This window comes from uncultured Pseudokineococcus sp., assembly GCF_947495735.1.
Lineage (GTDB): Bacteria > Actinomycetota > Actinomycetes > Actinomycetales > Quadrisphaeraceae > Pseudokineococcus.
This window is the reverse complement of sequence record NZ_CANMAA010000005.1, coordinates 177,549-200,512: the sequence shown is the minus strand read 5'-3', so window position 1 is coordinate 200,512 and position 22,964 is coordinate 177,549. Positions and strand designations below refer to the sequence as shown.

Here is a 22,964-nt window from a genome sequence, read left to right as displayed (position 1 = left end):
GTGCCGCTCGCCCCCGGCGCGCGCTCGCCCGCACCGGGCGGCCGAGCCGCCCGCCGGTCGGCGCCGCGAGCGGCGGCGCCTACGGTGCGGGCATGGTCCGCAAGCACCCCTGGCTCACGCTCTTCGCCGTCCGCATCGCCGTGGTCGTCGCGGCGCTGGCCCTGGTGGACCTGGTCTACCCGGACGCCGGCTTCTTCCTCAGCGTCGTCGTCGCGCTGGCCGCGAGCGCCGTCGTGGGAGCGCTGGTGGAGAAGCAGCTCGGCATCGACCCCGCGTCGCGGCGCGCCGCGCTCGAGGAGGAGGCCCGCGACGGCCAGGCGCGTCCCGCCGAGGTGGACGACCAGGCGCCCGGGACCCGCGACGAGGACCGCGGCGCCCGCTGACCCCGGCGCCGCCGATCCTCCAGCGGGTCCGACCGCGCGGCAGCCCGCGCCCTCACCCGTGCGCCGCGGCGCGGGCCACGACGAAGGCGAGCGCGCCCGCCCCCACGAGCAGGAGCGCCGTCGTGAGCGCCGCGCAGGCCGCTCCCGGCGAGGTCAGGACCCCGTGCCCGGTGGAGCCCCGCGCGACCAGCTCGCCGCTGACGCGGCGGTACTGGGCCGCGGCGCCGACGTAGGCGGCGCCGCACAGCGCGAGGCCCACCAGGCCGGCCACGACGACGACCGGCCCCACGACCGGGGCGGCGAAGCGGACGACCGCCGCGCAGCCCACGGCGAGCGCCAGCGCCGTCCGCCGCCAGGCCAGCAGCGTGCGCTCGGGCTGCAGCCCCGGGTCGAAGATCTCGTCCACCGGCGCCGACCCGCGGCGGGTCACAGCAGCATGCCCACGACGAGCAGCGCGCTCGCCAGCACGACGCCGCCGGCGACCACGGGGGCGAGCGCGGGCGAGGGCAGCGGGCGGGCGCGCCGCAGCGCCCTCTCGGCGCGCGCCCACCCCAGCCACGACTGGGCGGCGGCCAGCAGCCCGAGCACCACGAAGACGACAGCCGACGCGAGCCGCAGGTCGGCGTCGACGGGCAGGGCCAGCGCCTCCAGCGCGACGCCGGCCGCCAGCAGGGCCAGGGACGTGCGCACCCAGGCCAGGAACGTGCGCTCGTTGGCGAGGCTGAAGCGCGGGTCCGGCTCGTCGCCGACGCCGTAGACCCGGCGGGGGAACCTCCGCGGACCGCCCTCGGGAGCGCGCGCCATCAGCGACGCGCCCGCTCGCTGCCCCGACCGCTCACGAGGGCGCATCCTGCCGCGCCCGGCCGAACCGGCGGGTGGCCGGTGCCGCGGTGACGCCGAAGGCCACCACGCTGACGGCGACGGCCAGCGTCCCGGCGGCGAGGAGCCGGGGATCGGCGACCCCCTCCTCGAGGCTGTGGGCGAGGTAGAACACGGCGCTGACGCCCATCGGCCCGAACCAGCCGGCGAAGGCGCCCTCGCGCGCCGTCATCCCCAGCGGGCGGTGCAGCAGGAGCAGCGCCGGCAGCCGCCGCACGAGCAGGGCCGCCACGGCGAAGACCGCCGCGCCCCAGCCCAGGTCGGCCCAGTCCGCCCACGGGAGCACGGCGCCGAGCAGCAGGAAGAACGGCAGCACGGCGTAGCGGTTGACCGCCTCGTCCAGGGAGTCCTGGGGCTCGCGGTCCGAGCTCGGCACGACCCGGTTGTAGGCGACGCCGGCCACGAAGACCGCGAGCACGCCGTCCGTGCCCGCCACCCGCGCCACCCCGAGGACGGCGACCGCGAGCAGCAGCGTGAGGACCAGCCGCGGGCCGCCCGCGAGGGTGCCCCGGTCGTCGGCCCTGCGCGCCAGCGCGCCGGTGACCGCCCCCAGCACCGCGCCGACCACGACGGCGCCGAGCACCTCGCGCGCCATGTCGACGGCGGCCGCGCCGCCGGTGAGGCCGGGCAGCACCACCGCCAGGCCGACGAGGACGAAGGGCAGCCCCAGCCCGTCGTTGACGCCGCTCTCCGCGGTGAGCACCTGGCGCAGGCGCGCGGGCAGGTCCCGCTCCGCCGGCCCGCCGGAGACGACCGAGGAGGCCAGCACGGGGTCGGTCGGCGACAGGCAGGCCCCCAGCAGCAGGGCGAGCCCGACCGGCAGGCCCATCGCCAGTGCGGCGGCGCCGCCGACGAGCACCGCCGCCGGCATGGCCAGCACGAGCAGCAGCGCCACGGGGCGCAGCACCGAGCGCAGCCCGGCGTAGCGGAAGCGCAGGGCCGCCGCCATGACCGACCAGGCGAGCAGCAGGCGCGCGCCCTCGAGCAGCAGGAGGTCGCGGGTCTCCTCGCCGACGACGACGAGCCCGAGGGCCGCCGGACCGAGCAGGACGCCCAGCGCCAGCGCCACGAGCGGCTCGCTGATCGGCCAGCGCCGGACCGCCGAGCTCACCAGCGCGAGCAGGACGCCCGCGACGCCCACCACCGCGTAGACCAGGTGCAGCGTGCTCACGTCGTCCTCCTCCGGCCGCGTCCGGGGCCGGACGGCTGGCCCGGCCCGCCCGGCATCGTGCGGGACGAGGGAGCCGGCCACGAAGTCGGCCCCGCGCCGCCCTCGCGCCCGTAGCCTGGGCGCGCCGACGACGGGGTCGGCGCCGACGTCCGGCACCACCCGTGAGGAGCGCCCCCGTGGAACCAGCTCGAGCAGTGGTCGAGCCAGCAGGTCGAGGTCCCGCAGTGATCGGGGCCAGCCGGTGATCGAAGCCAGGGGCCTGACGAAGCGCTACGGCGCCAAGACCGCCGTCGACGACCTCTCCTTCACCGTCCGGCCCGGCTCCGTCACGGGGTTCCTGGGCCCGAACGGCGCCGGGAAGTCGACGACGATGCGCCTGCTGCTGGGGCTCGACCGGCCGACGTCTGGCCAGGCGCTCGTCGGCGGCAAACGCTACCGCGACCACCGGGCGCCGCTGCGCGAGGTCGGCGCGCTGCTCGAGGCGCGCGCCGTCCACCCCGGGCGCAGCGCGCGCGCCCACCTGCTCTCGCTCGCGCGGACGGAGGGCGTCCCCGCCCGGCGCGTGGACGAGGTGCTCGACCTCGTCGGGCTGACGGCGGTGGCGCGCAAGCGCGTCGGCAGCTTCTCCCTCGGCATGGGCCAGCGCCTCGGCATCGCGACGGCCCTGCTCGGCGACCCGGCGGTGGTCATGCTCGACGAGCCCGTCAACGGGCTGGACCCCGACGGCGTCCTGTGGATCCGCGGGCTGCTGCGGGGCCTGGCCGCCGAGGGCAGGGCCGTCCTCGTCTCGAGCCACCTCATGAGCGAGATGGCCCTGACCGCCGACCACCTCGTCGTCGTCGGGCGCGGGCGCCTGCTCGCCGACACGACCGTGGAGGAGCTCGTCGCCCGCACCCGGGGCGGGAGCGTGGTCGTCCGGTCGCCGCAGGCCCAGCGCCTCGCCGTGATGCTCGCCGGCGTGGGCGCCGTCGCGCGGCCGGGCGACGCGCCCGACCTGCTGGAGGTGCGCGGCGCGGAGGCGCCCCGCATCGGCGAGCTGGCCGCCCGGCACGGCCTCGTCCTGCACGAGCTGCACGCGCAGCAGACCTCGCTCGAGGACGCCTACATGACGCTCACCCGCGACAGCCGCGAGTACCTCACCGACGGCGACAGCCCGGCCCAGCCTGACCTCGACGCCGCACCGGCAGGAGCCCCCCGATGAGCACCACGCGCCCGTCGACCTCGCCCGCGGGCACCGCCGGCACCGGGTCGGGGCGCGTCGGCCTGGCCCGGGTCGTGCGCAGCGAGTGGACGAAGCTCGCCTCCCTGCGCTCGACGTGGATGCTCCTGCTCGTCTTCGTCCTGCTCGGCGTGGGCGTCGCGACGCTCGCCGGCTGGGGCTCCGCCCAGGCCATCGAGGCGACGGAGGCCGGCACGCCCCCGGCCGGCGGACCGCCCGGGGGCCTCGGCCGCGAGGCGCTGGCCGCCTCGATCCTGTCCACCACCTCGCTGGCCACGCTGCTGCTGGGGGTGCTGGGCGCGCTCGCCGTCTCGGGCGAGTACGCGACGGGGACGATGACCGCGACCCTGACGGCGGTCCCCCGCCGCTGGCCCGTGCTCGTCGCCAAGGCCGTGCTCCTCGCGCTCGTCCTCGCCCCGGTCGCCCTGGTCGTCAGCGGGCTCGCCCTCCTCGCGGGCGAGTCGTTCCTGCCCGAGAGCGCCTCGCTCGGCCTGCAGGACGACGGGGTGCTCGCCGCCGTCGTGGCCCACGCCGCCGCCATGGTCGTCACCGCCCTGCTGGGGCTGGGGCTCGGCGCGCTGCTGCGCAGCACCGCGGGCAGCATCACCGTGCTCGTGGTCGTCGTCTTCCTCGCGCCCGGGCTCGTGCCGCTCTTCGGCGTCGACTGGCTGACGACGGCGTCGCAGTACGTCCCGGCCACCGCCGCCGGCTCCCTCGGCGTCACGACCGGGGAGCCCGCGCTGACCACGACCGAGGCCGTGCTCACGCTCGTCGGCTGGGCGCTCGTGCCGCTGCTGGCCGGGCTCGTGCTGCTCCAGCGCCGGGACGCCTGAGGTCACCCGCGCAGCGACCTGCAGAAGTGGTCCTCGCCTCACCGGTCGCCCCTCTGACCCGGGAGGACGCGCAGGCCCGTGGACTTCTGCAGGTCGCCGCGCGGGCGACGGCCGCCGACGGGGAGGACGAAGTCCGAGGGCGCCGCTCCGCCGCGGCTCTGACCAGGGACGACGCCGGGTGGCGCGGGCGCGGGCCGATGTTCGTCCTCCCCGGCTGCAGGTGCTCGCGGCGACGGGCGGTCAGACCTGCCGGTGCGCCGGGACGGTCGCCGTGCCGGCGGGCGGGACCGCCGCCGGGACGCGCCGACCCCGCTGCGGCTCCCGGGCCGGGCGCCCCTCGTCTGCGTTGACCGCCACCGCGCCGGCGACGATGAGCGCGCCGCCGAGCAGCTGCACCGGCAGCGGCAGCTGCCCCAGCAGGAGCCAGGCCACCAGGACGGCGAAGACCACCTCGGTGAGGCCGACGAAGGACGCCGTGCGCGTGCCGAGGGCGCGGGCGCCGGCGATGCCGGTGGCGTACGCCACCGCCCCGGCCACGACACCGAGCGCGAGCACCGCCACCAGCACCGGCACGCGGGCGCCGGCGAGGACGACGTCGGCCGAGGACGTCGCCATCGGCAGGACGCCGACGAGCCCGGCCAGGGCGAGGACGGCCGCGCCGACGACCAGCCCGCCGGTGGCCAGCACCAGCGGGGGGAGCCCGGCGCCGGGGCGCGCCGAGAGCGCGAAGTAGGCCGCCAGCCCGCACGCCGCGACGAGCGCCCAGGCCGCGCCCACGAGGTCGACGCGCACGGAGCCGGTGACGTCGAGGACCAGCACCAGCCCGGCGAGCGCGAGCACCGTGCCGAGCGCCACGAGCGGCGAGGGACGACGGCCGCGCGCCCAGGCGAGGAGCACGAGCAGCGCCGGCGCGAGGTACTCCAGGAGCAGGGCGACGCCGACCGAGACGGTCTGCACGGCCGTGAAGTACGCCAGCTGGCAGCCGGCCACGGCGATGACGCCGTAGGCGGTGACGAGCCCGGCGTCGGCGCGCAGCAGGTGCCAGCGCCCCCGCAGGGCGAGCGCCGCGGGGACGGCGAGGACGGCGGCGCCGACGAGGGCGCGCACGAGCACGGCCGCGCCGGGCGACCAGCCGGTCTCGAGCAGGCCCTTGCCCAGGGTCCCGGAGGTGCCGAACGCGAGCGCCGAGAGCAGGGCGACGGCGAGGCCGGCCGCACGGGCGCCCCCGGTCCTCGGGCGGGTCGTCGCGGGTGCTGCCACGGTGCCACCTCCCCCTCCGGCCGCGCCGGACGTCATGAGCCATCAGTCGTTACGCTGATGACGCTAGGTCCGCCGATGTCAGGAGTCAACATGGTCTTCGCCCATGACACGGAGACGTCGCTCGCGACGGCGGCCGCCCTCGTCAACACGGCGCCCGGGAGCCCGCCCGGCCGACCGGAGGAGCAGCTGGCGTCCGTGGGCGACCTCGACGCCTTCGTCGAGGAGTGGGACTACACGGGGTCGCGCACCCGCGACGAGGACGAGCTGCGCGCCGTCCGCGCGCTGCGCCCGGAGCTGCGGCGGCTGTGGACGGCCGCGGAGGACGAGCAGGTGGCGGGGGTCAACGCGCTGCTGGCGCGCGCCGGCGCGCTGCCGCAGCTGGTCCGCCACGACGGCTGGGACTGGCACCTGCACGCCACGACGCCCGAGGCGCCGCTGGCGCAGCGGATGGCCGTGGAGGCCGCGATGGCGCTCGTCGACGTCGTCCGCGCCGGCGAGCGCTCGCGCCTGCGCACGTGCGCGGCCGACGACTGCGACGACGTGCTCGTCGACCTCTCCCGCAACCGCTCCCGGCGCTTCTGCGAGGGCGGCTGCGGCAACCGCGCCGCCGTCGCCGCCTACCGCGCGCGCAGCGCCGACCGGTAGACCGGGAGGAGCCGCGGCGAGGAACGCGCGGAACCGGCTCCGCCCGAACCGTGACGTCCGCCCCGGACGCGGCTAGCGTCCGGGCTGCAGCGGTCGACGGAGACCGCCGCGTGGAGGTGGTCCACCGTGACATCCATCAGCCGCCGCTCCCTGCTGCGAGGTGGAGCTCTCGGCGCCGCCGGGCTCGCCGGCCTCGCGGGGTGCGGCACCGTCGGGACGGCGCCGGCCGCGACCGGCACCATCCCCCCGAAAGCCGCCGGTGAGGTGGTCAGGCTGGAGTACTGGGCCTGGCTGAAGGACCTGCAGCAGGTCTGCGACATCTGGAACGCCCAGCGGCCCGACATCCAGGTCGAGGCGGTGTGGATCCCCGGCGGCAACGACGGCGGGTACCAGAAGCTCTTCGCCGCGATCGCCGCCGGCAGCGGGCCGGACCTGGCGCAGGTGGAGATGCGCAACGTGCCGAGCTTCCTGCTCCAGAGCGGGCTCGTCGACGTATCCCGCTACGGCTTCGGGGAGGTGTCCGACTCCTACGACCGGGCGCTGGTGGAGCAGGTGACCTTCCTCGACAGCGCGTGGGCGGTGCCGCAGGACTCCGGGCCGATGGCGACCTTCTACCGCCCCGACCTCCTCGAGGAGGTGGGCGCGGGCCCGCCGTCGACGTGGGCGGAGTGGCTGGAGACCGCCCGCGCGGTCCACGAGGCCGACCCGAACCGCTGGCTGGAGAGCTTCGCCGTCGGCGACACCTCGGTGTTCCTGGCCTTCGCGGCCCAGGCCGGCGCCGTCTGGTTCACCCCCGAGGACGACCGGTGGCTCGTGCGGATGACGGACGACGCGACGACGGCCGTGGCCCGGCACTTCGACACCGCCATCAGCGAGGGCGTCGTCAACACCGCGCTCGCGCCGTACTCGCCCGGCTGGTTCGCCGCCGTCGGCGACGGGCGCATCGCGGCGCTGACGAGCGGCTCCTGGGGCGACGCGCTGCTGCAGGGCGCGACGGGCGCCTCCGGGCTGTGGCGGGTGGCGCCCATGCCCGTGTGGTCCGACATCCCGGGCAGCTTCGGGTCGAGCTACCTCGGGGGCTCGACCGCGGCCCTCATGGCCGGGTCCGAGCACCCGCACGAGGCCCTCGAGTTCGCGACGTGGATGACGACGAGCCGGGAGGGCATCGACGCGATGATCCAGTACTCGGGCATCGGCTGGTCGCCGGCGACCGACTACATCGGCTCCGCCCGCGAGGAGGGCTCGGAGTTCTTCGGCGGGCAGGCCTACGGCGCCGAGGTCTTCGCCCCCGCGGCGCAGGAGCAGAACCTCGAGTGGACGTGGCCGCCCGTGGCCCAGCAGGTCATGGACGGGCTCGGCGACCGCTTCCTCGGCGTCCTCTCCGGCACGACGACCATGGTCGACGCGGTCGCCGCCATGGAGCGCGAGGTCGTGGAGATCTTCCGCGAGAAGGGCCTGTCGGCGGAGGTGGCGTCGTGAGCGCCCCCGCACCGGCGAGGCTGGGGAGGTCGGGCGGGGAGCGCGACGGCGAAGCCAGCCGGTCCCGTGGCGGTCGGGGCCGTGCGAGCGCCGTCCGCCGGGCGCCGTGGATCCTCATGGCGCCGTTCCTCGTGCTGTTCGTCGTCGCGTTCCTGCTGCCGATCGTCTACGCGGTGGGGCAGAGCTTCACGCGCGTCCAGCGCAGCGGCCTCTTCGGCGAGGCGGGCACGACGTCCGGCTTCGGCGGCCTGGCCAACTACCGGCAGGCGCTGGAGGGCACGGCCTTCGTCGAGTCGGTCGGGCGCGTGCTGCTCTTCGGCGTCGTCCAGGTCACCGTGATGATCGTCCTGGCGACGGTCCTCGCGCTGCTGCTGGAGTCGGCCTCGGCGAAGTGGCCCGGCGCCTTCCGGACCATCTACTTCCTGCCCTACGGCATCCCCGGCGTCGTCGCGACCATCCTCTGGTCGTTCCTCTACGTGCCGGGCCTGTCCCCCGTCGTCGACGTGGCCGGGGCGGTGGGGCTGGACGTCGACTTCCTCGGCCCGTCGACCGTGCTGTGGTCCATCGCCAACATCGTCACGTGGGCCTACGCGGGCTACAACATGCTCATCATCGTCGCCCAGCTGAAGTCGATCCCCGGCGAGCTCTACGAGGCGGCTCGGGTGGACGGCGCGGGCCCGATGCGCATCGCGTGGTCGCTGCAGCTGCCCCTCATCCGGCCGGCGCTCCTGCTGGCGATCGTCTTCTCGATCATCGGCACCCTGCAGCTCTTCGCGGAGCCGCAGGTGCTGCAGAGCGTCTCGACGGCGATCACCAACGAGTACACGCCGAACCTCGCCGCCTACAACTCGGCCTTCAACAACAACGACTACGGCGTCGCGGCCGCGCAGTCCGTGCTCATCGCGCTCGCCGCCTTCGTCCTCTCCGGGCTGTTCCTGGCCCTCACCGCGAGGAAGGACCGGTCATGAGCGTCGCCCCTCCCCCCACCGGCCGCGGCCGCCGCACCGACCGCGCCGGCACGACCACCCGCACCGCCGAGGACGGCCCGACCGAGCGCACCGCCGGGCGGGTCGCCACCCCGACCGACGACGCCGGGGAGCGGCCGGGCCGCCGTGGGCGCCGTCCGACGACGACCATCCTCGTGACGGCGGTCCTCGTCGTCGCGGCCGTGTACTTCCTGGTGCCCGTCTACTGGGTGCTCGTCGCGGCCACGAAGTCGACCGACGACCTCTTCACCACGAGCGGGTTCTGGTTCTCGGACTCCCCGCAGCTCTTCTCCAACATCGCCAACGTGCTCGCCTACGACGGCGGCATCTTCCTGCGGTGGCTGCTCAACAGCCTCCTGTACTCCGGCGTCGGCGCCGTGCTCGCGACCTACCTCGCCGCCGCGGCGGGGTACGCGCTCGGCATGTACGACTTCAAGGGCAACGGGCTCATCCACGGCGTCGTGCTCGGCGGGGTGCTCGTGCCCGCCACCGCGACGGCGCTGCCGCTGTTCCTGCTCTTCAGCCAGGTCGGCCTGGCGAACACCTACTGGGGCGTGCTGATCCCCTCGCTGGTCTCGCCCTTCGGGGTGTTCCTGTGCCGGATCTACTCGAAGGCGGCCGTGCCCGTGTCCGTCGTCGAGGCCGCGCGCATCGACGGCGCGGGCGAGCTGCGGATCTTCCACGTGCTGGCGCTGCGGGCCATGGCGCCGGCGCTGGTCACCGTGCTGCTGTTCCAGACGATCGCCATCTGGAACAACTACCTGCTGCCGCTGGTGATGCTCGCCGACAGCCGGCTCTACCCCGCGACGCTGGGCCTCACGACGTGGCGCGGCCAGGTGGACCGTCTGCCAGAGTTCTACCAGCTCACCATCGGCGGCGTGCTCGTGTCGGTGGTGCCGCTCGTCATCCTGATGATCGTCCTGCAGCGCTTCTGGCGCGGCGGGCTCACCGAAGGAGCCGTCAAGGCGTGACCTCCCCGCACCGCCCGCTGCCCGCCCACGGCCCCGTCCTCCCCGGGCACCTCGAGGACACCGCCCCGGGCAGCGGGCGGCGCTGCGCGCCCCGCGCCCGGGTGCGCACCGACGCCCCGGAGCTCGACCTCTCCGGCACGTGGCGCTTCCGCCTGTGGCCCACCGCTGCCGGGGGCGGGGAGGACGACGCCGCCCTGGCCGCGCTGTCGCAGCCGGGAGCGGACGCGGGGAGCGCCGACGCCTGGGACGAGCTGCCGGTGCCCTCGCACTGGGTGCTGCACGGCGACGGCCGCTACGGGCGGCCCTGGTACACCAACGTGAAGTACCCCTTCCCCGTGGACCCGCCGCACGTGCCGACGGAGAACCCCACCGGGGACCACCTGCGCTCGTTCACCGTCCCGGACGACGCCGCCTGGACGGACGCCGAGCGGCTCGTCCTGCGCCTCGACGGCGTCGAGAGCGCCTGGCGCGCCTGGGTCAACGGCGTCGAGGTCGGCACCGGCACGGGCAGCCGCCTGCAGCAGGAGCTCGACGTGACGGGCGTGGTGCGCCCCGGCGAGAACGCGCTGCTGCTGCGCGTGCACCAGTGGTCGGCCGCGAGCTACCTCGAGGACCAGGACCAGTGGTGGATGCCGGGCGTCTTCCGCGAGGTCGCCCTCCTCGCCCGCCCGGCCGGCGCCCTCGACGACGTCGCGCTGCGCGCCGACTACGACTCCCGCACGGGCGCAGGGCGCCTCGACGTGCGGGTGACCGCCGGCGACGCCGCCTTCCCCGTCGTCGTGCGCGTGCCCGAGCTGGGCGTGGAGCAGACGTGGGCCTCCCCCGCCGACGTCGCGCCGATCGACGTGGGCGCCGTCGAGCCGTGGAGCGCCGAGGTGCCGCGCCTGCACGACGTCGAGATCGCCTCGCGCGGGGAGGTCGTGTCCCTGCGCGCCGGCTTCCGCACCGTGGAGATCCGCGGCGACCAGTTCCTGGTCAACGGCCGGCGCGTGGTCTTCCGCGGCGTCAACCGCCACGAGATCGCCGCCGACCGCGGGCGCGTCTTCGACGAGGCGCACGCCCGCGAGGACCTCGCGCTCATGAAGCGGCACGGCGTGGACTCGATCCGCACCAGCCACTACCCGCCGCACCCGCGCCTGCTCGACCTCATGGACGAGATGGGCTTCTGGGTGGTGCTCGAGAACGACCTGGAGACCCACGGCTTCGAGCCGAACGGCTGGCGCGGCAACCCCAGCGACGACCCGGCGTGGGAGGCCGCCTACCTCGACCGCGTGGCGCGCACCGTGGAGCGCGACAAGAACCACGCGTGCGTCGTGCTCTGGAGCCTCGGCAACGAGGCGGGCACCGGCCGCAACCTGGCCGCCTCGGCCGCGGAGGTGCGCCGTCGCGACGCCAGCCGCCCCGTGCACTACGAGGGCGACCACGCCGGGGAGTACACCGACGTCTACAGCCGCATGTACCCGACGCTGCCGGAGGTCGAGGCCATCGGCTCCGGCGACGGGCCGGTGCGCTGGACGACGCCCGCGCAGGCCGCGGCGGTGCGCTCCATGCCCTTCGTCCTGTGCGAGTACGTGCACGCCATGGGCAACGGGCCGGGCGCCGTCGCCGAGTACGAGGAGCTGGTCTGGCGCCACCCGCGCCTGCACGGCGGGTTCGTGTGGGAGTGGCGCGACCACGGGCTGGCGCACCGCACCCCCGACGGGACCGAGTTCTTCGCCTACGGCGGCGACTTCGGCGAGCCCCAGCACGACGGCAGCTTCATCACCGACGGGATGGTGCTCTCCGACGGGACCCCGTCCCCGGGGCTGGCCGAGTGGGCGGCCGTCGTCGCGCCGGTCCGCCTGTCGGTGCACCCCGGCGGCGCGGGCGGCCCGCTGCTGGAGGTGGCCAACCGCCGGCACACGGCGAGCACCGCCGACCTGGCGCTGTCCTGGCGCGTCGAGCGCGACGGCGAGGTGGTGGCCTCCGGCGACCTCGAGGCGGCGCCGGTCGCCGCCGGGGGCGGGACCGTCGTCGAGCTGCCCGACCCCGCCGCCGCGGCGGGGCCGACGCCCGCGGGCTCCGAGGACTGGCTCACCGTCGAGGCCGTGCTGGCCGCGGCGACGGGCTGGGCCGACGCCGGGCACGTCGTCGCGCGCACGCAGGTGGACGTCACGACGCCGAGCGCGACCGCGCCGCCGGCGCCGGCGGCCGCGGCGGTCGTCGTGGACGACGACGGCGCCACCGCACGGGTCGGCGACGCCGTGCTCGACCTGGCCACCGGCCGCCTGCGGGCGGTGGGCGGCCTCGCCGTCGACGGGCCGCAGCTCGAGCTGTTCCGCGCGCCGACCGACAACGACCGCGGGAGCACCCCCCACGGCTACGAGGACGTGGGCCCGGAGGAGACCAGCGGCGAGGGGACGGACCACCCGTCCTCCGCGGAGCGCTGGGCGGCAGCGGGTCTGGACCGGCTCGAGCACCGGGTGCGGTCGGTGGAGGTCGGCGAGCGCGAGGTGGTCGTGCGCGTGCGCGCCGGGCTCCCGGCGTCCGACCTGGGCGTCGACGTCACCTACCGGTGGACCGCCGGCGGTGACGGCGCCGCGCACCTGGCCGTCGCCCTGGCCCCGACGGGGCCGTGGACGGGCACCTGGCCGCGCGTCGGCGTCCGGCTGGACCTGCCCTCCTCGGTGGGGACCGCGGCGTGGTTCGGCACCGGACCCGACGAGTCCTACGCCGACTCCGACCACGCCGCGGTGGTCGGCGCCTTCACCCGCGCCGTCGACGACCTCGCCGTCGCCTACGCCAGCCCGCAGGAGAGCGGGCACCGGCCCGACGTGCGGTGGGTCCAGCTGACCGGGCCGCAGGGCGGGCTGCACGTGACCTCGCTCGCCGACCGCCCGGGCGAGCGGCGCGTGGGGTTCTCCGCCCGCCGGTGGACCCCGCAGGAGCTGGCGGAGGCCGCGCACGACCACGAGCTGCCCGCCTCGGACCGCGTCGTGCTGCACCTGGACGCCGCCCAGCACGGCCTGGGCTCACGGGCCTGCGGCCTCGACGTCCTGCCCCAGCACCAGCTGCGCCCCTCCGCGCGGTCCTTCCGCGTGGCGCTGCGCGGCGTCTGAGGCAGGGCGTCGCCAGGCGACCTGCAGAAGTCCTCGCTCGGCGTCGTCGCAGGCCTCTGACCTGCGACGACGCCCGGTGATCGGGAGCTCTGCAGGTCGCCTGGCGGCCGACGAGGGTCAGGCGCGCGCGGGCTCGGAGACCCAGACGGCGGTGCTGGCGGGCAGGTGCACCCAGCCGTCGCCGGCGGTCACCGACTCCTCGGAGGCCAGCACGACGTCCCCGGCGCAGGGGACGGCGACGGCCTCGTGGCCCATGTTGACCCAGCAGGTGAGCGAGCCGGTCGCCTCGTCGCCGCGGTGGACGGCGAGCACGTCGCCGGAGCGCTCGACCGACGCCCGGCCGCCACCGAGGGCGCGCAGCTCGCGGCGCAGCACGAGCGCCGTCCGGTACAGCCAGAGGGTCGACGTCGGGTCCTGCGCCTGGCGCTCGACGGACAGCTCGTCCCAGGCCTCCGGCTGCGGCAGCCACGGCTCGACGGCCCGCTCGCCCGAGAAGCCGGCCGCGGGGCCGGTGCTCCACGGCATGGGGATGCGGCAGCCGTCGCGGCCGGCGCGGAGCCCGCCGGAGCGGTGGAAGATCGGGTCCTGCTTGGCCTCGTCGGGGACGACGACCTGCGGCAGGCCGAGCTCCTCGCCCGCGTACAGGTAGGGCGAGCCGGGCAGCGCCAGGACGAGCATCGCCGCGGCGCGGGCGCGCGAGAGGCCGTGCGCGCCACCGCCGAAGCGGGTGACCTGCCGGTCCTTGTCGTGGTTGCCGAGCACCCACGACACCGGGGCGCCCACGCGGTCGAACGCCGTCAGCGCCGAGCAGACGCCCTCGGCGAAGGACGCGGCGTCCCACGGCGACTTCAGCAGCCGGAAGGCGAAGGCCTGGTGCATCTCGTCCGGGCGGACGTAGGCCGCCACGCGGTCGAGGTCGGCCAGGCAGACCTCGCCGACGAGCATGCGGCGCCCGCCGCCGGTGCCCTCGTAGGAGTCGACCAGCGCGCGCCAGCGCCGCCAGACGGTGTGCACCTCGGCCTGGTCCCAGGTGTGGCGCTGCTCGTCGCCGTGGCCGAAGAGCGTCGGCGAGTAGGTGCCCGGGTTGTCGCGCAGCTCGGGGTCCTTGAAGAGCCCGTAGGCGACGTCGACGCGGAAGCCGTCGACCCCCAGGTCGAGCCAGAAGCGGAGCGTCTCCTCGAAGTCCTCGGCCACCGACGGCTCGCGCCAGTCCAGGTCGGGCTGCTCGGGGGAGAACAGGTGCAGGTACCAGCGGCCGTCGGGGGTGCGCGACCACGCGCTGCCGCCGAAGAGGCTGACCCAGTTGTTCGGCGGCTCCGGCGAGGCGGGCGCGAAGACGTACTTGCGGGCGTGCTCGCTGCTCGGGTCGGCGAGCGCGGCCTCGAACCACGGGTGGCGGTCGGAGGTGTGGTTCGGCACGACGTCGAGCAGCACCCGCAGCCCGAGCGCGTGCGCGTCCTCGACCAGCAGGCGCACGTCGTCGACCGTGCCCAGCTCGGGGTCGACGTCGCGGTAGTCGCAGACGTCGTAGCCGCCGTCGGCGCCGCCCGAGGGGTAGTGCGGGGTGATCCACAGCGCGTCCACGCCGAGCCAGGCGAGGTGCGGCAGCCGGGCGCGCAGGCCGGCGAGGTCGCCCACGCCGTCGGCGTCGGCGTCGGCGAACGAGCGGAGGTACACCTGGTAGACGACGGCGTCGCGCCACCACCCGTCGGCGGTGCCGCCGGCGACGAGGACGTCCGGCAGCGCGGCGGGCGCGGAGCCGCAGACCGCGCGCTGGCGGGGCAGGCCCGCAGACGGGGCGGCGAGGGGGGCGAGGTCCGTGGCGGTGGTGGCCATGCGGGGGTATCGGCCGGACGGGTCACCGGCTGGACCCCCGATCTCGCTCTCGTCGCCGTCTCCCGCGGTCCCGTCGAGGAGGGCGAGCTCCCGCTCGGCGATCGCCCGCTCGAGGCCCTCCCACTCGACCCGGTCCCCCGGCGGGCTCGCCCGCTGGAAGCCGTCGTGCTCGGTGTGCATCCGCAGAGGATCCCCGGTGCCGTCGAGGTCGTCGGCACCGCTCCGGTGGTCGTCGAGGTCCACGGCGGCTCAGACCCCCCTCGGGAGCCGGTGCGGCGCGCGGTCCCCGGCGCGGGACGGGTCGGTGGACGAGCGGGCGCGCATGGGTGGGGACTCCTCCGGGGAGACGTGCGTAAGCGGACGTGCGGCGGTGATGCTCTCAGGCGCCCGCGCCGCGGCGCGCCAGGTCGAGGGCCTGCTCGGGCCACCAGGTGCCGGCCTCGGGCTCGCCCGGGCGGCAGGCGCCGTCGGAGTGCCCGGGCTGCTTGACCCACAGCAGGGCGTCGGCGTGCGGGCTGTCGACGTCGGCGGTGGGGGCGGCGCCGATCGCGCGGCCGGCCGGGTTGCACCAGTCGTCCGCGCTGCCCTCGGGGGCGCCCGAGGGCCCGGCCCCGTTGCGGCCGGTGTCGACGACGAAGCGCGCTCCGCCGAGCCGGGAGGACAGCCGCTCGCCGTAGGCGAGGGAGTCCTCCGTCGTCCGGAAGTTCGAGGTGTTGAGCGCGAAGCCGTCGGCCTGCCCGACGCCGCTGGCGCGCAGCGCGGCGGCCAGCTCGTCGAGGTCCTCGAGCCAGCCGGAGTGGCCGGCGTCCACGTAGACCCGGGCGCCCTCCTGCTCCTGGAGGAGGTCCACGCCCGCGGCGAGCATCCGGAACCGCTCCTGCGCGGACTCCCCGGAGCAGCCCTGCAGCGCGTGGGCGACGGCGTCCGGCTCCAGCACGACGACGGCCGGGCGGTCCTCCAGGCCCGCGGCCAGCGACCCGAGCCAGGAGAACCAGGCGTCGGCGTCCGCGGCGCCCCCCGCGGAGTAGGAGCCGCAGTCGCGGTCGGGGAGGTTGTAGGCGACGAGCACCGGCACCTCGCCGGCCGCCTCGGCGGCCGTCGTCAGCTCCTGCGCGGCCAGGAAGGGGTCCTCCTGCTGGCCGGAGAACCACGTGGCGACGGGCTGCTCCGCCAGCGGCGCCAGGTCGGCGGCGTCGGCGTCGCGGCCCTCCCCGCGCCACGCCTCGACCTGCGCCGGCGCGGGACCGGCGGGGTCGAGGTAGAACGTCGACCCCGCCAGCGCGCTGCCGGAGGAGGCCTCGGTGCCGGCCGGCCCCCCGACCGCGGAGCAGGCCGCGAGGGCCGAGACGGCGCCGGCGCAGAGCACGCCGAGGACGACCGGCCGCGTGCGCGCGGGACGGGCGCCCCGCAGGGCCCCGCTCACGGCACGCGCACCCAGCGGCCCTCGGACGGCGTCCCGTCCTCGCCGACGACGAACAGCAGGTACCAGCCGCTCGGGGTCAGGGCCGCGCTCGCGGGCACGGTCAGCCGCACCCCGCCGCCGACGACCTCGGCGCCCAGCTCGACCGAGCGCTGCTCGGCCTGCCCGGAGGCGGCGGGGCGCACGAGGCGGGCCGCCGCGACGTCGCCCGTGACGGGGACCTCCTGCGTCGTGCCTCGCTCCAGCTCCAGCTCCTGCGCGGCCGCGCCGAGCACCGGGCGCTCCTCGGAGGTGAAGAGGTAGGGCGGGGAGTAGATCTCCAGGCGCTGCTCGGCGGTGCCCGCCGACTCCCCCTCGGGGTCGCCGTACAGGGGGGACGAGCCGACGGTCAGGACGCGGCCGTCCGGCAGCAGGAGCGCCTGCGACCGGTGGTTGCGGCCGACGCGCGGCGGGGCGGCCTCCGTCGTCTCCCCGGTGGCGGCGTCGTAGAGGGTCGCCGCGAGCACGTCGCTCCCGCCGCGGCCGCGGTAGTCGCCCGAGCCCCCGGTGAGCAGCACCTCGTCCGAGGGCAGGACGACGGAGGACACGTACCGGGCGGCGGCGGGCAGGTCGGGGGCGGGGGATGTCGTCCGGGCGGCGAAGTCGACGACGTCCATCCGGTCCGTGGAGCCCTCGGCGTCCCCGGCGCTCCCGCCGCCGGCGACGAGCACCCTCTGGTCCTGGGCCGGGGGCAGCAGCACCGAGGACGACGTCTCGGTCATGTCCGGGTCCCGCAGACCGGGGATCTCCTCGAACGAGTCGTCGGCCAGGTCCCAGACGCCGGGGGTGCGCATCCGGTCGACGGGGCCGTGGCCCGCGCTGGAGCCGGAGTAGAGGACCTCGCCGGTCATGCCGGTGAACAGCGACGGCGAGGTCGGGAAGGCGCGGCCGAGGTCGGGGCGCGCCGACCACGTGCCGGTCTCGACGTCGAGGACCTCGGTCGTCCCCGTGCCCTGGTCGAGGAGGGCGCCGTGCTCGTCGAGCCCGGAGACGGCGAGGACGTCGCCCCCCGCCGTCGGGACGAGCGTCGGGCGCCAGCGGCCCGTGGTCAGGTCCGCGGCGGGCCGGTAGGCCTCCGCCTCGACGTCGAACACGTGGGCGGCGTCGAGCCCGCGGTTCTCCTGCTTGGCGAGGGTGAGGGCGTCCGCCCGCCCGGAGACGCCGGCCGCCTCCTGGCCCTCGGGGCGCAGGCGGTGCACCTCGCCCTCGAGGACGGCGTCCGGACCCTCCTCGACCGCCTCGACCCAGACGTCCGTCACCGGGCCGACCTCCGCCGCTCCCGCCGCGGGGAGCACGGTGACGGTCTCGGTGGTCCGGTAGGCGAGCCCGGTGCTCTCGTCGACGAGGACCGTGCCCTCGACGACCTCGGTGGCCCGCGCAGCGGTCGCGTCGGCGACGAGCGCCACGACGCCGGCGGCGCGGACGACGTCCTCGGCCAGGACCTCGCGGTGCGCCGTCCCTCCCGCGACGAGGAGGTCCCCGTCCGGCAGCAGGACCTGGCCGCCGCCGAGCAGGCCCTCGGGCGTCTCGACCTCCGCGGCGACCTCGGTGACGGGGTCCCACAGCACCGTCGTGGGCGCCCCGGCCGTGTCTTCCGCGTCGGAGACGATGAGGACCTCGCCCGTGGGCAGCAGCGTCGCGGAGACGACGTCGAGGTGCAGGTCCGCAGGCAGCTCCACCGTCTCCCACGCGCCGTGGGCCGCGCGGTAGTCCGACCGCGACTCGACCCACAGGACGCGCAGGGCGCCGGCGCCGGCGGTGGCCGGCTGGGCGTTGACGGCGACGACCAGCCCGGCGGCGCACACCACGAGCGCCCGGTTGCGGGTCTTCAGGAGGGTGGCGCGCTTCACGAGGTGGGCTCCAGGGTGCTCGAGGCGGTGGCGGTGGCGCGGCTGCCGGCGGGACTGCTGCCGGCGGCGGCGCGGCGCTGCACGGGGATCGGGGCGGGCGCGGCGTCGGGGCGCCGGAGGCGCTCCCGCAGCAGCCCGAGCTGCCAGATGACGACCGGCAGGAAGCTGGTCGTGATGGCCAGCAGCGCCCAGGTGCGCATCGCCGCGGAGTCGTGGCCGAGGACCAGGGACACGGCGAAGCAGACGAGCAGCAGCACGCCCCAGGTGAGGTTCTTGCGGAAGACGGCCCACTGGTCGCCCGCGGAGTCCGAGCCCTTGGGGGTGACGGCGAAGGGCACGTCCCGGCCACGGGCCGCGTCGACGAGGGCGACGACGTACATCGGCGCCGACAGGACCGACACGAGCATGCCGAGGGCGCCGGAGCTGCCCTCCTCCTCGTGCGGCGAGACGTTGTAGCGGCGGTTCCAGAAGTAGATGGCCACCTGCAGGACCGCGGCGTTGACGTAGAGCATCAGCCACAGGTTCGCCGCGACGACGACGCCGCCCGTGCCGGTGACCAAGTAGATCGCCACGTTGAACGAGCCGAGCACCCACGAGAGCGCCGCGGAGGGGTAGTAGCTCATGAGCAGCGCGTAGTGCAGGCGACGTCCCCAGCCCAGGTGCGGGGCGAAGCGGTGGAAGGAGCGGAGCATCACCTCGTTGGTGCCGCGGGCCCACCGGTTCTGCTGGGTGAAGTAGTCCGACCAGGAGGCCGGGCCCTCGCCGACGGCCAGCACGTCGGGCGTGTAGACCGACTTCCACCGGCGCCCCGTCGCGGGGTTGTCGCGCGTGTGCCACACCAGCGACGTCGCGGCGTCCTCGGTGATGGAGTCGGCGAGCCCGTCGATGTCGCGCAGCGCGGAGATGCGGACGGCGTTGTTGGTGCCCACGAACATGGGGCAGCCCCAGCGGTTGCCGGCGCGCTGCAGGACCGAGTGGAACAGGTACTGCTGGGACTCCGCGGCCCTGGTGATGAAGTCGTCGTCGTTGCCGTAGACCTGCGGGGCGACGACGAAGGCGACGTCGGGGTCGCGGAAGTAGCCGAGCAGGCGCTCGACGAGCTCCGGCCGCGGGACGTGGTCGGTGTCGACCGAGACCCAGAAGTCGTAGTCGTCGCCGTGGGCGTCGAGCCAGGCGTTGTAGTTTCCGTGCTTGGTCTTGCGCTTGTTGCGGCCCGAGGGCTGGTTCCACTCGTCGACGCCCTTGCGGCTGAAGTGGTGGACGCCGAGGCGCGCGCACATCGCCCTGACCTCGTCGTCGTCGCCCTCGTCGAGCAGCCAGACGTCGAGGACGCCGTCGTAGCGGACGTCGCGCGCCGCGGCGAGCGTCTTCTCCGCCATCTCCACGGGCTCCTTGCCCGGCACGATGGTCGTGATGAAGGCGACGCGGTGCCCGGCCTCGGGACGCACGGGCACCGGGTCCGCGCTCGAGACCGTGGCGCGCACGAGCGTGGCCACGTTGACCAGCCGCATCGTCTCGATGAGGCCGATCGACGCGACGAGCCCCATCGACAGGTACCAGGTCCAGTCCCCGGTGCGCGTGGGGAGGTGGCTCGGGTTGAGCAGCCACACGAGGAAGACCACCTCGAACACCAGCGCGGCGGCGAGCATCACGTAGGCGCCGACGCGGCGCCGGTCGCGCGCGATGAGGTTGACGTGCTCGACGACGTAGTCGCCCTCCGGCGGCTCCGTGAGCGGGCCGGCGAGCCGGGTGTACGGCTCGTAGTCGATCGCGCCGGCGGCCAGGCCGGGCGGTGCCTCGTCGGCGTCGGTCAACGGATCTCCCGGTGGACGTGGTGGGAGGTGATCGGCGCTGACCCCTGCGTGCGTGTGAGGACCCACTGAAACACGACTGCGCGTCACCTCGCCAGGACGCGCTGCGCGCGAGCAGCGAGCCCAGCTCACCCAGCGTCGACGAGAGGGCCGTGCACCTGGTCCTGATCGGCGCCTCGGTGCGGCAGATGCGCTCACTCTGCGTGATGCACGGCGGCGGTGAAGTCGTGCTCAGGTCGCCGGTCGGCAGGGGCGCTGCGGGACGCCCAGCGCTGGAGCGACCCGGCCCTGCGGGCGCTCGAGCTGCGCACGGCGACCCCCGCGACGTCGCTGCGGGTCGGCGACCGGCTGGACGAGCGCTCCGTCCGCGCGGAGGCCGCCCGCTGCACCGGCGCGGCGAGGGCGGGCGGGCGCGCCGGCGTCCTCGTCGTCTACGCCATCCCGGGTCGCGACGCGGCAGCTGCTCCTCCGGGGGCCTCTCGCCCACCGCCTACCGATCCTGGGTGCGCGCCGTCTCCTGACGAGCACTCGTCGACGACGCCCGCGGGCCGCGGGCTCCGGAGAGGGCGTCGTCGACGACTCGCCCCAGACGGCACGACGTCGACACGACGCGGGGGGTGCGCCCTCTCGACGGCACGACGTCGACACGACGCGGGGGGAACCCCGGAGACGACGTGGTCGACGACTCACGAGGCCGCGCCGCGGCGGTCCCCCGCGTCAGGGACGGGACGCCGCGCGGCGCTCCGACGTCGAGGCGCGGGACTGCGCGGGCACGGCGGGCGGCGAGGAGGACGCCTCGGTCCCAGACCCCGTCACCGGCCCGTCGGAGCGCCCGGCCAGCAGCGCGACCGGGACCTCCTCGGCCGGGACGGGCCGCCCGTGGAGGTACCCCTGCGTCTCGTCGCAGCCGAGCGCGCGCAGGCGCGCCAGCGTGGCCTCGTCCTCGACGCCCTCGGCGACCACCCGCAGCCCGAGGCGGTGCGCCAGGTCCACCGTGCCGCCGACGATCGCCGCGGTGCGCTCGTCGTCGACGACCCGCGCGGCGAAGGCCCGGTCCAGCTTGAGCTCGGCGACCGGGAGGTCCTGCAGGTAGGCGAGCGAGGAGTACCCGGTGCCGTAGTCGTCGACGCTGACCTGCACGCCGCGGGCGACGAGCCGGCGCGCGGCCTCCACCGCCAGCTCCGGGTCCGCCATCAGCGTCGTCTCCGTGATCTCGAGCACCAGCGAGGACGCGGGCGTGCCCGTCGCCGCGAGGACCTCGTCGACGAAGTCGGGCAGGAAGGGGTCGGACAGGCAGCCGGTGGAGAGGTTGACGGAGGTGCGCAGCCGCGCCCCGGGGACGCGCCACCGCGCGGCGTCCTCGAGCGCCCGGCGCAGCACCAGCGTCGTGACGCCCGTCATGAGCCCGTGCTGCTCCGCGAGGGGCAGGAAGGCGTCGGGCGGCACGAGGCCGCGGCGCGGGTGCTCCCAGCGGACGAGCGCCTCGGTGCCCGCGACGGCGCCCGCGGCGTCGAGCTGCACCTGGTGGTGCACCACGAGCCGGCCGGCGCCCGCGGCCTCCCCCTCGGACAGCAGCGCCCGGAGCTCCTCCAGCAGGCGGGCGCTCTCGCGGGCGGCGGCGTCGAGGTCGGGGTCGTAGCGGCTGATCCCGCCGCCCGCCGCCTTCGCCGTGTACATGGCGACGTCGGCCCGGCGCAGCAGCTCCTCCCCGGGCACGTCCTCTCCCCGGCTGCCGCCGGCCACGCCGATGCTGCCGCCGACCTGCAGGCGCCGCTCCCCGACGATGACGGGTCGGGCGAGGGCCCGGGCCACGGCGGTAGCCACCTCGTGCGCGGAGGCGGCGGAGCGCGGGCCGAGGACGACGGCGAACTCGTCACCGCCGGGGCGGGCCAGGTAGGCGTCGCCCGGGAGGACGCCGCGGAAGCGGGTGGCGACCTCCTGCAGCAGCGCGTCCCCGACCGCGTGGCCGTAGCGGTCGTTGACCTCCTTGAACCGGTCGAGGTCCACGAGCAGCAGCCCCGTGCGCCGCTGGCGCGCGGCCTCGCCCAGGCGCCGGGTCAGGCCCCGGCGGTTGCCGGCCCCGGTGAGGTCGTCGGTGAGGGCCTCGTGGCGGCGGACCGCGAGCTGGCTGAGGTCGCTGACCAGGTGCACGGCGCGGGCGGCGACGCCGAGGACGGCCAGGACCCCGTACGCGGTGGGCAGCAGCGACTCCGCGGTGAGCCGCCCCCGGGAGACGACCAGCAGCGAGAGCGCGAAGAGCAGGACGAACAGCGCGCCGCCGGTGGACGCCCGGGTCGTCGCCGGCCTCGGCGTGGACGAGGCGCCCAGGGTGGTGATGCTCGCGAGGGCGATGACGACCAGCAGCACCGTCCACGCCGCGCGCGTCAGCGTCGCCTCCGACCCGGGGTGCACCAGGCGCGCCGCGACGGCCACGACGACGACGGCGGAGGCCGTCGTCAGCGCCCAGATGCGGACGTCGGCCAGGAGCCCGGCGAGCGAGGCCACCGTGGGCAGGGTCGCCACGAACATCGCGGCCGCCGCCAGGGACAGCAGCCACACCTGGGTCGCGAGGAGGTCGCCCGGCGGCTCGGTGCCCGACCAGCGGAGGGCGAGCGTGCCGAGCGCGGCGACGCACAGGACGGCGCTCAGGCCGTTGAACCAGTCGCCGGGTCCGGAGGTGGGCCCGCGGTAGCGGTTCCAGTGCAGCAGCCCCTGGTACAGCAGGCCGGCGCCCACGAGCCCGCCGAGGTCGACGAGCGGCACCGGTGACGTGCCGCCGAGCCCGCGCACCACGTCGTCCGCGACGCCCGCGACGGCCACGACGGCGCCGCCCGCGGCGTACCAGCGCCACACGGGCCCCTCGTCGGTCGTCCCCCGGGCGCGCCGGGTGACGACCGCGACGGCGGCCAGCGGTGCGAGGGCGGCCACGACGGGCCAGGCGCCGCCGGCCTCCGGCCCGCGGTGCAGCGAGGCGACGACCGAGGCGACCGCGAGGACGGCGAGCAGCGCCGCCTCGGCAGCACGGCGTCGCCCGGAGCGGGGACGTCGCCGCCCGCGGGCGGCCGCTGGCAGGACCACACCCCC

The 22,964-nt window shown here is 76.3% G+C and carries 17 protein-coding genes; 8 read left to right on the top strand and 9 right to left on the bottom strand.

The genetic code is table 11. From position 1 onward, the window contains the following. Positions 1-92: 92 nt before the first annotated feature. Positions 93-383 (top strand): hypothetical protein, encoded by a 291-nt coding sequence (locus Q0848_RS09700; protein WP_299036987.1) that lies wholly within the window; start codon positions 93-95, stop codon positions 381-383. 52 nt (positions 384-435) lie between these two features. Here the strand turns inward: Q0848_RS09700 and Q0848_RS09695 are convergent, their stop codons facing one another. The 3 genes from Q0848_RS09695 to Q0848_RS09685 are packed head-to-tail and all read right to left on the bottom strand — an operon-like array spanning position 436 to position 2,433. Next, the gene (locus Q0848_RS09695) at positions 436-813 is read right to left on the bottom strand and encodes a DUF202 domain-containing protein (protein WP_299036985.1); all 378 of its coding nucleotides are present in this window, start codon (positions 811-813) and stop codon (positions 436-438) included. Further along, positions 810-1,187: a YidH family protein gene (locus Q0848_RS09690; RefSeq protein WP_299036983.1), complete on the bottom strand. Its 378-nt coding sequence runs from the start codon at positions 1,185-1,187 to the stop codon at positions 810-812. The genes Q0848_RS09695 and Q0848_RS09690 overlap by 4 nt, the downstream gene beginning before the upstream one ends. 31 nt (positions 1,188-1,218) lie before the next feature. Then, positions 1,219-2,433, bottom strand: coding sequence for a cation:proton antiporter (locus Q0848_RS09685; RefSeq protein ID WP_299036981.1), 1,215 nt, complete (start codon positions 2,431-2,433; stop codon positions 1,219-1,221). A gap of 241 nt (positions 2,434-2,674) precedes the next feature. Here Q0848_RS09685 and Q0848_RS09680 point away from each other — a divergent pair, with 241 nt between their 5' ends. Together Q0848_RS09680 and Q0848_RS09675 are read left to right on the top strand one after the other, a co-directional pair. Then, complete coding sequence (locus Q0848_RS09680) at positions 2,675-3,634, top strand: ABC transporter ATP-binding protein (protein WP_299036979.1); 960 nt, start codon at positions 2,675-2,677, stop codon at positions 3,632-3,634. Continuing rightward, the gene (locus Q0848_RS09675) at positions 3,631-4,485 is read left to right on the top strand and encodes an ABC transporter permease subunit (RefSeq protein WP_299036978.1); all 855 of its coding nucleotides are present in this window, start codon (positions 3,631-3,633) and stop codon (positions 4,483-4,485) included. Before Q0848_RS09680 ends, Q0848_RS09675 begins: the two co-directional genes overlap by 4 nt. A 240-nt stretch (positions 4,486-4,725) precedes the next feature. On the opposite strand, the gene Q0848_RS09670 is transcribed toward Q0848_RS09675, so the two are convergent. Continuing rightward, positions 4,726-5,745: a DMT family transporter gene (locus Q0848_RS09670; RefSeq protein WP_299036977.1), complete on the bottom strand. Its 1,020-nt coding sequence runs from the start codon at positions 5,743-5,745 to the stop codon at positions 4,726-4,728. Positions 5,746-5,820: 75 nt separating this feature from the next. Between Q0848_RS09670 and Q0848_RS09665 the strand changes: the two genes are divergently transcribed. From Q0848_RS09665 to Q0848_RS09645, 5 genes are all read left to right on the top strand, one after another. Beyond that, positions 5,821-6,390, top strand: coding sequence for an ABATE domain-containing protein (locus tag Q0848_RS09665; RefSeq protein ID WP_299036975.1), 570 nt, complete (start codon positions 5,821-5,823; stop codon positions 6,388-6,390). 126 nt (positions 6,391-6,516) lie between these two features. Further along, positions 6,517-7,869 carry an extracellular solute-binding protein gene (locus Q0848_RS09660; RefSeq protein ID WP_299036973.1) on the top strand — a complete coding sequence of 451 codons (1,353 nt, stop codon included), beginning with the start codon at positions 6,517-6,519 and terminating at the stop codon, positions 7,867-7,869. A gap of 116 nt (positions 7,870-7,985) precedes the next feature. After that, the gene (locus tag Q0848_RS09655; protein WP_366146520.1) at positions 7,986-8,837 is read left to right on the top strand and encodes a sugar ABC transporter permease; all 852 of its coding nucleotides are present in this window, start codon (positions 7,986-7,988) and stop codon (positions 8,835-8,837) included. Continuing rightward, positions 8,834-9,826, top strand: coding sequence for a carbohydrate ABC transporter permease (locus tag Q0848_RS09650; protein ID WP_299036969.1), 993 nt, complete (start codon positions 8,834-8,836; stop codon positions 9,824-9,826). The genes Q0848_RS09655 and Q0848_RS09650 overlap by 4 nt, the downstream gene beginning before the upstream one ends. Further along, the gene (locus tag Q0848_RS09645; RefSeq protein ID WP_299036967.1) at positions 9,823-12,924 is read left to right on the top strand and encodes a glycoside hydrolase family 2 TIM barrel-domain containing protein; all 3,102 of its coding nucleotides are present in this window, start codon (positions 9,823-9,825) and stop codon (positions 12,922-12,924) included. Before Q0848_RS09650 ends, Q0848_RS09645 begins: the two co-directional genes overlap by 4 nt. A gap of 117 nt (positions 12,925-13,041) precedes the next feature. Here Q0848_RS09645 and Q0848_RS09640 read toward each other — a convergent pair whose 3' ends face one another. From Q0848_RS09640 to Q0848_RS09620, 5 genes are all read right to left on the bottom strand, one after another. Then, complete coding sequence (locus tag Q0848_RS09640) at positions 13,042-14,940, bottom strand: glycoside hydrolase family 13 protein (protein ID WP_299036965.1); 1,899 nt, start codon at positions 14,938-14,940, stop codon at positions 13,042-13,044. A 199-nt stretch (positions 14,941-15,139) separates the two neighbouring features. Then, on the bottom strand, positions 15,140-16,183 hold the full coding sequence (locus Q0848_RS09635) for a glycoside hydrolase family 6 protein (protein ID WP_299036963.1): 1,044 nt from the start codon (positions 16,181-16,183) through the stop codon (positions 15,140-15,142). Further along, complete coding sequence (locus Q0848_RS09630; RefSeq protein WP_299036961.1) at positions 16,180-18,069, bottom strand: galactose oxidase-like domain-containing protein; 1,890 nt, start codon at positions 18,067-18,069, stop codon at positions 16,180-16,182. The genes Q0848_RS09635 and Q0848_RS09630 overlap by 4 nt, the downstream gene beginning before the upstream one ends. After that, entirely contained in the window at positions 18,066-19,883 is a 1,818-nt protein-coding gene (locus Q0848_RS09625) for a cellulose synthase catalytic subunit (protein WP_299036960.1), read from the bottom strand. The genes Q0848_RS09630 and Q0848_RS09625 overlap by 4 nt, the downstream gene beginning before the upstream one ends. 714 nt (positions 19,884-20,597) lie before the next feature. Beyond that, on the bottom strand, positions 20,598-22,958 hold the full coding sequence (locus tag Q0848_RS09620; protein WP_299036958.1) for a bifunctional diguanylate cyclase/phosphodiesterase: 2,361 nt from the start codon (positions 22,956-22,958) through the stop codon (positions 20,598-20,600). Positions 22,959-22,964 lie beyond the last annotated feature (6 nt).

What these genes read in the sequence shown, in the direction of transcription:
- Q0848_RS09700 (WP_299036987.1), top strand. Translation starts at nt 93, where the DNA reads ATGGTCCGCAAGCACCCCTGGCTCACGCTCTTCGCCGTCCGCATCGCC.
- Q0848_RS09690 (WP_299036983.1), bottom strand. Translation starts at nt 1,187, where the DNA reads ATGGCGCGCGCTCCCGAGGGCGGTCCGCGGAGGTTCCCCCGCCGGGTC.
- Q0848_RS09675 (WP_299036978.1), top strand. Translation starts at nt 3,631, where the DNA reads ATGAGCACCACGCGCCCGTCGACCTCGCCCGCGGGCACCGCCGGCACC.
- Q0848_RS09665 (WP_299036975.1), top strand. Translation starts at nt 5,821, where the DNA reads ATGTCAGGAGTCAACATGGTCTTCGCCCATGACACGGAGACGTCGCTC.
- Q0848_RS09655 (WP_366146520.1), top strand. Translation starts at nt 7,986, where the DNA reads ATGGCGCCGTTCCTCGTGCTGTTCGTCGTCGCGTTCCTGCTGCCGATC.
- Q0848_RS09650 (WP_299036969.1), top strand. Translation starts at nt 8,834, where the DNA reads ATGAGCGTCGCCCCTCCCCCCACCGGCCGCGGCCGCCGCACCGACCGC.
- Q0848_RS09640 (WP_299036965.1), bottom strand. Translation starts at nt 14,940, where the DNA reads ATGCACACCGAGCACGACGGCTTCCAGCGGGCGAGCCCGCCGGGGGAC.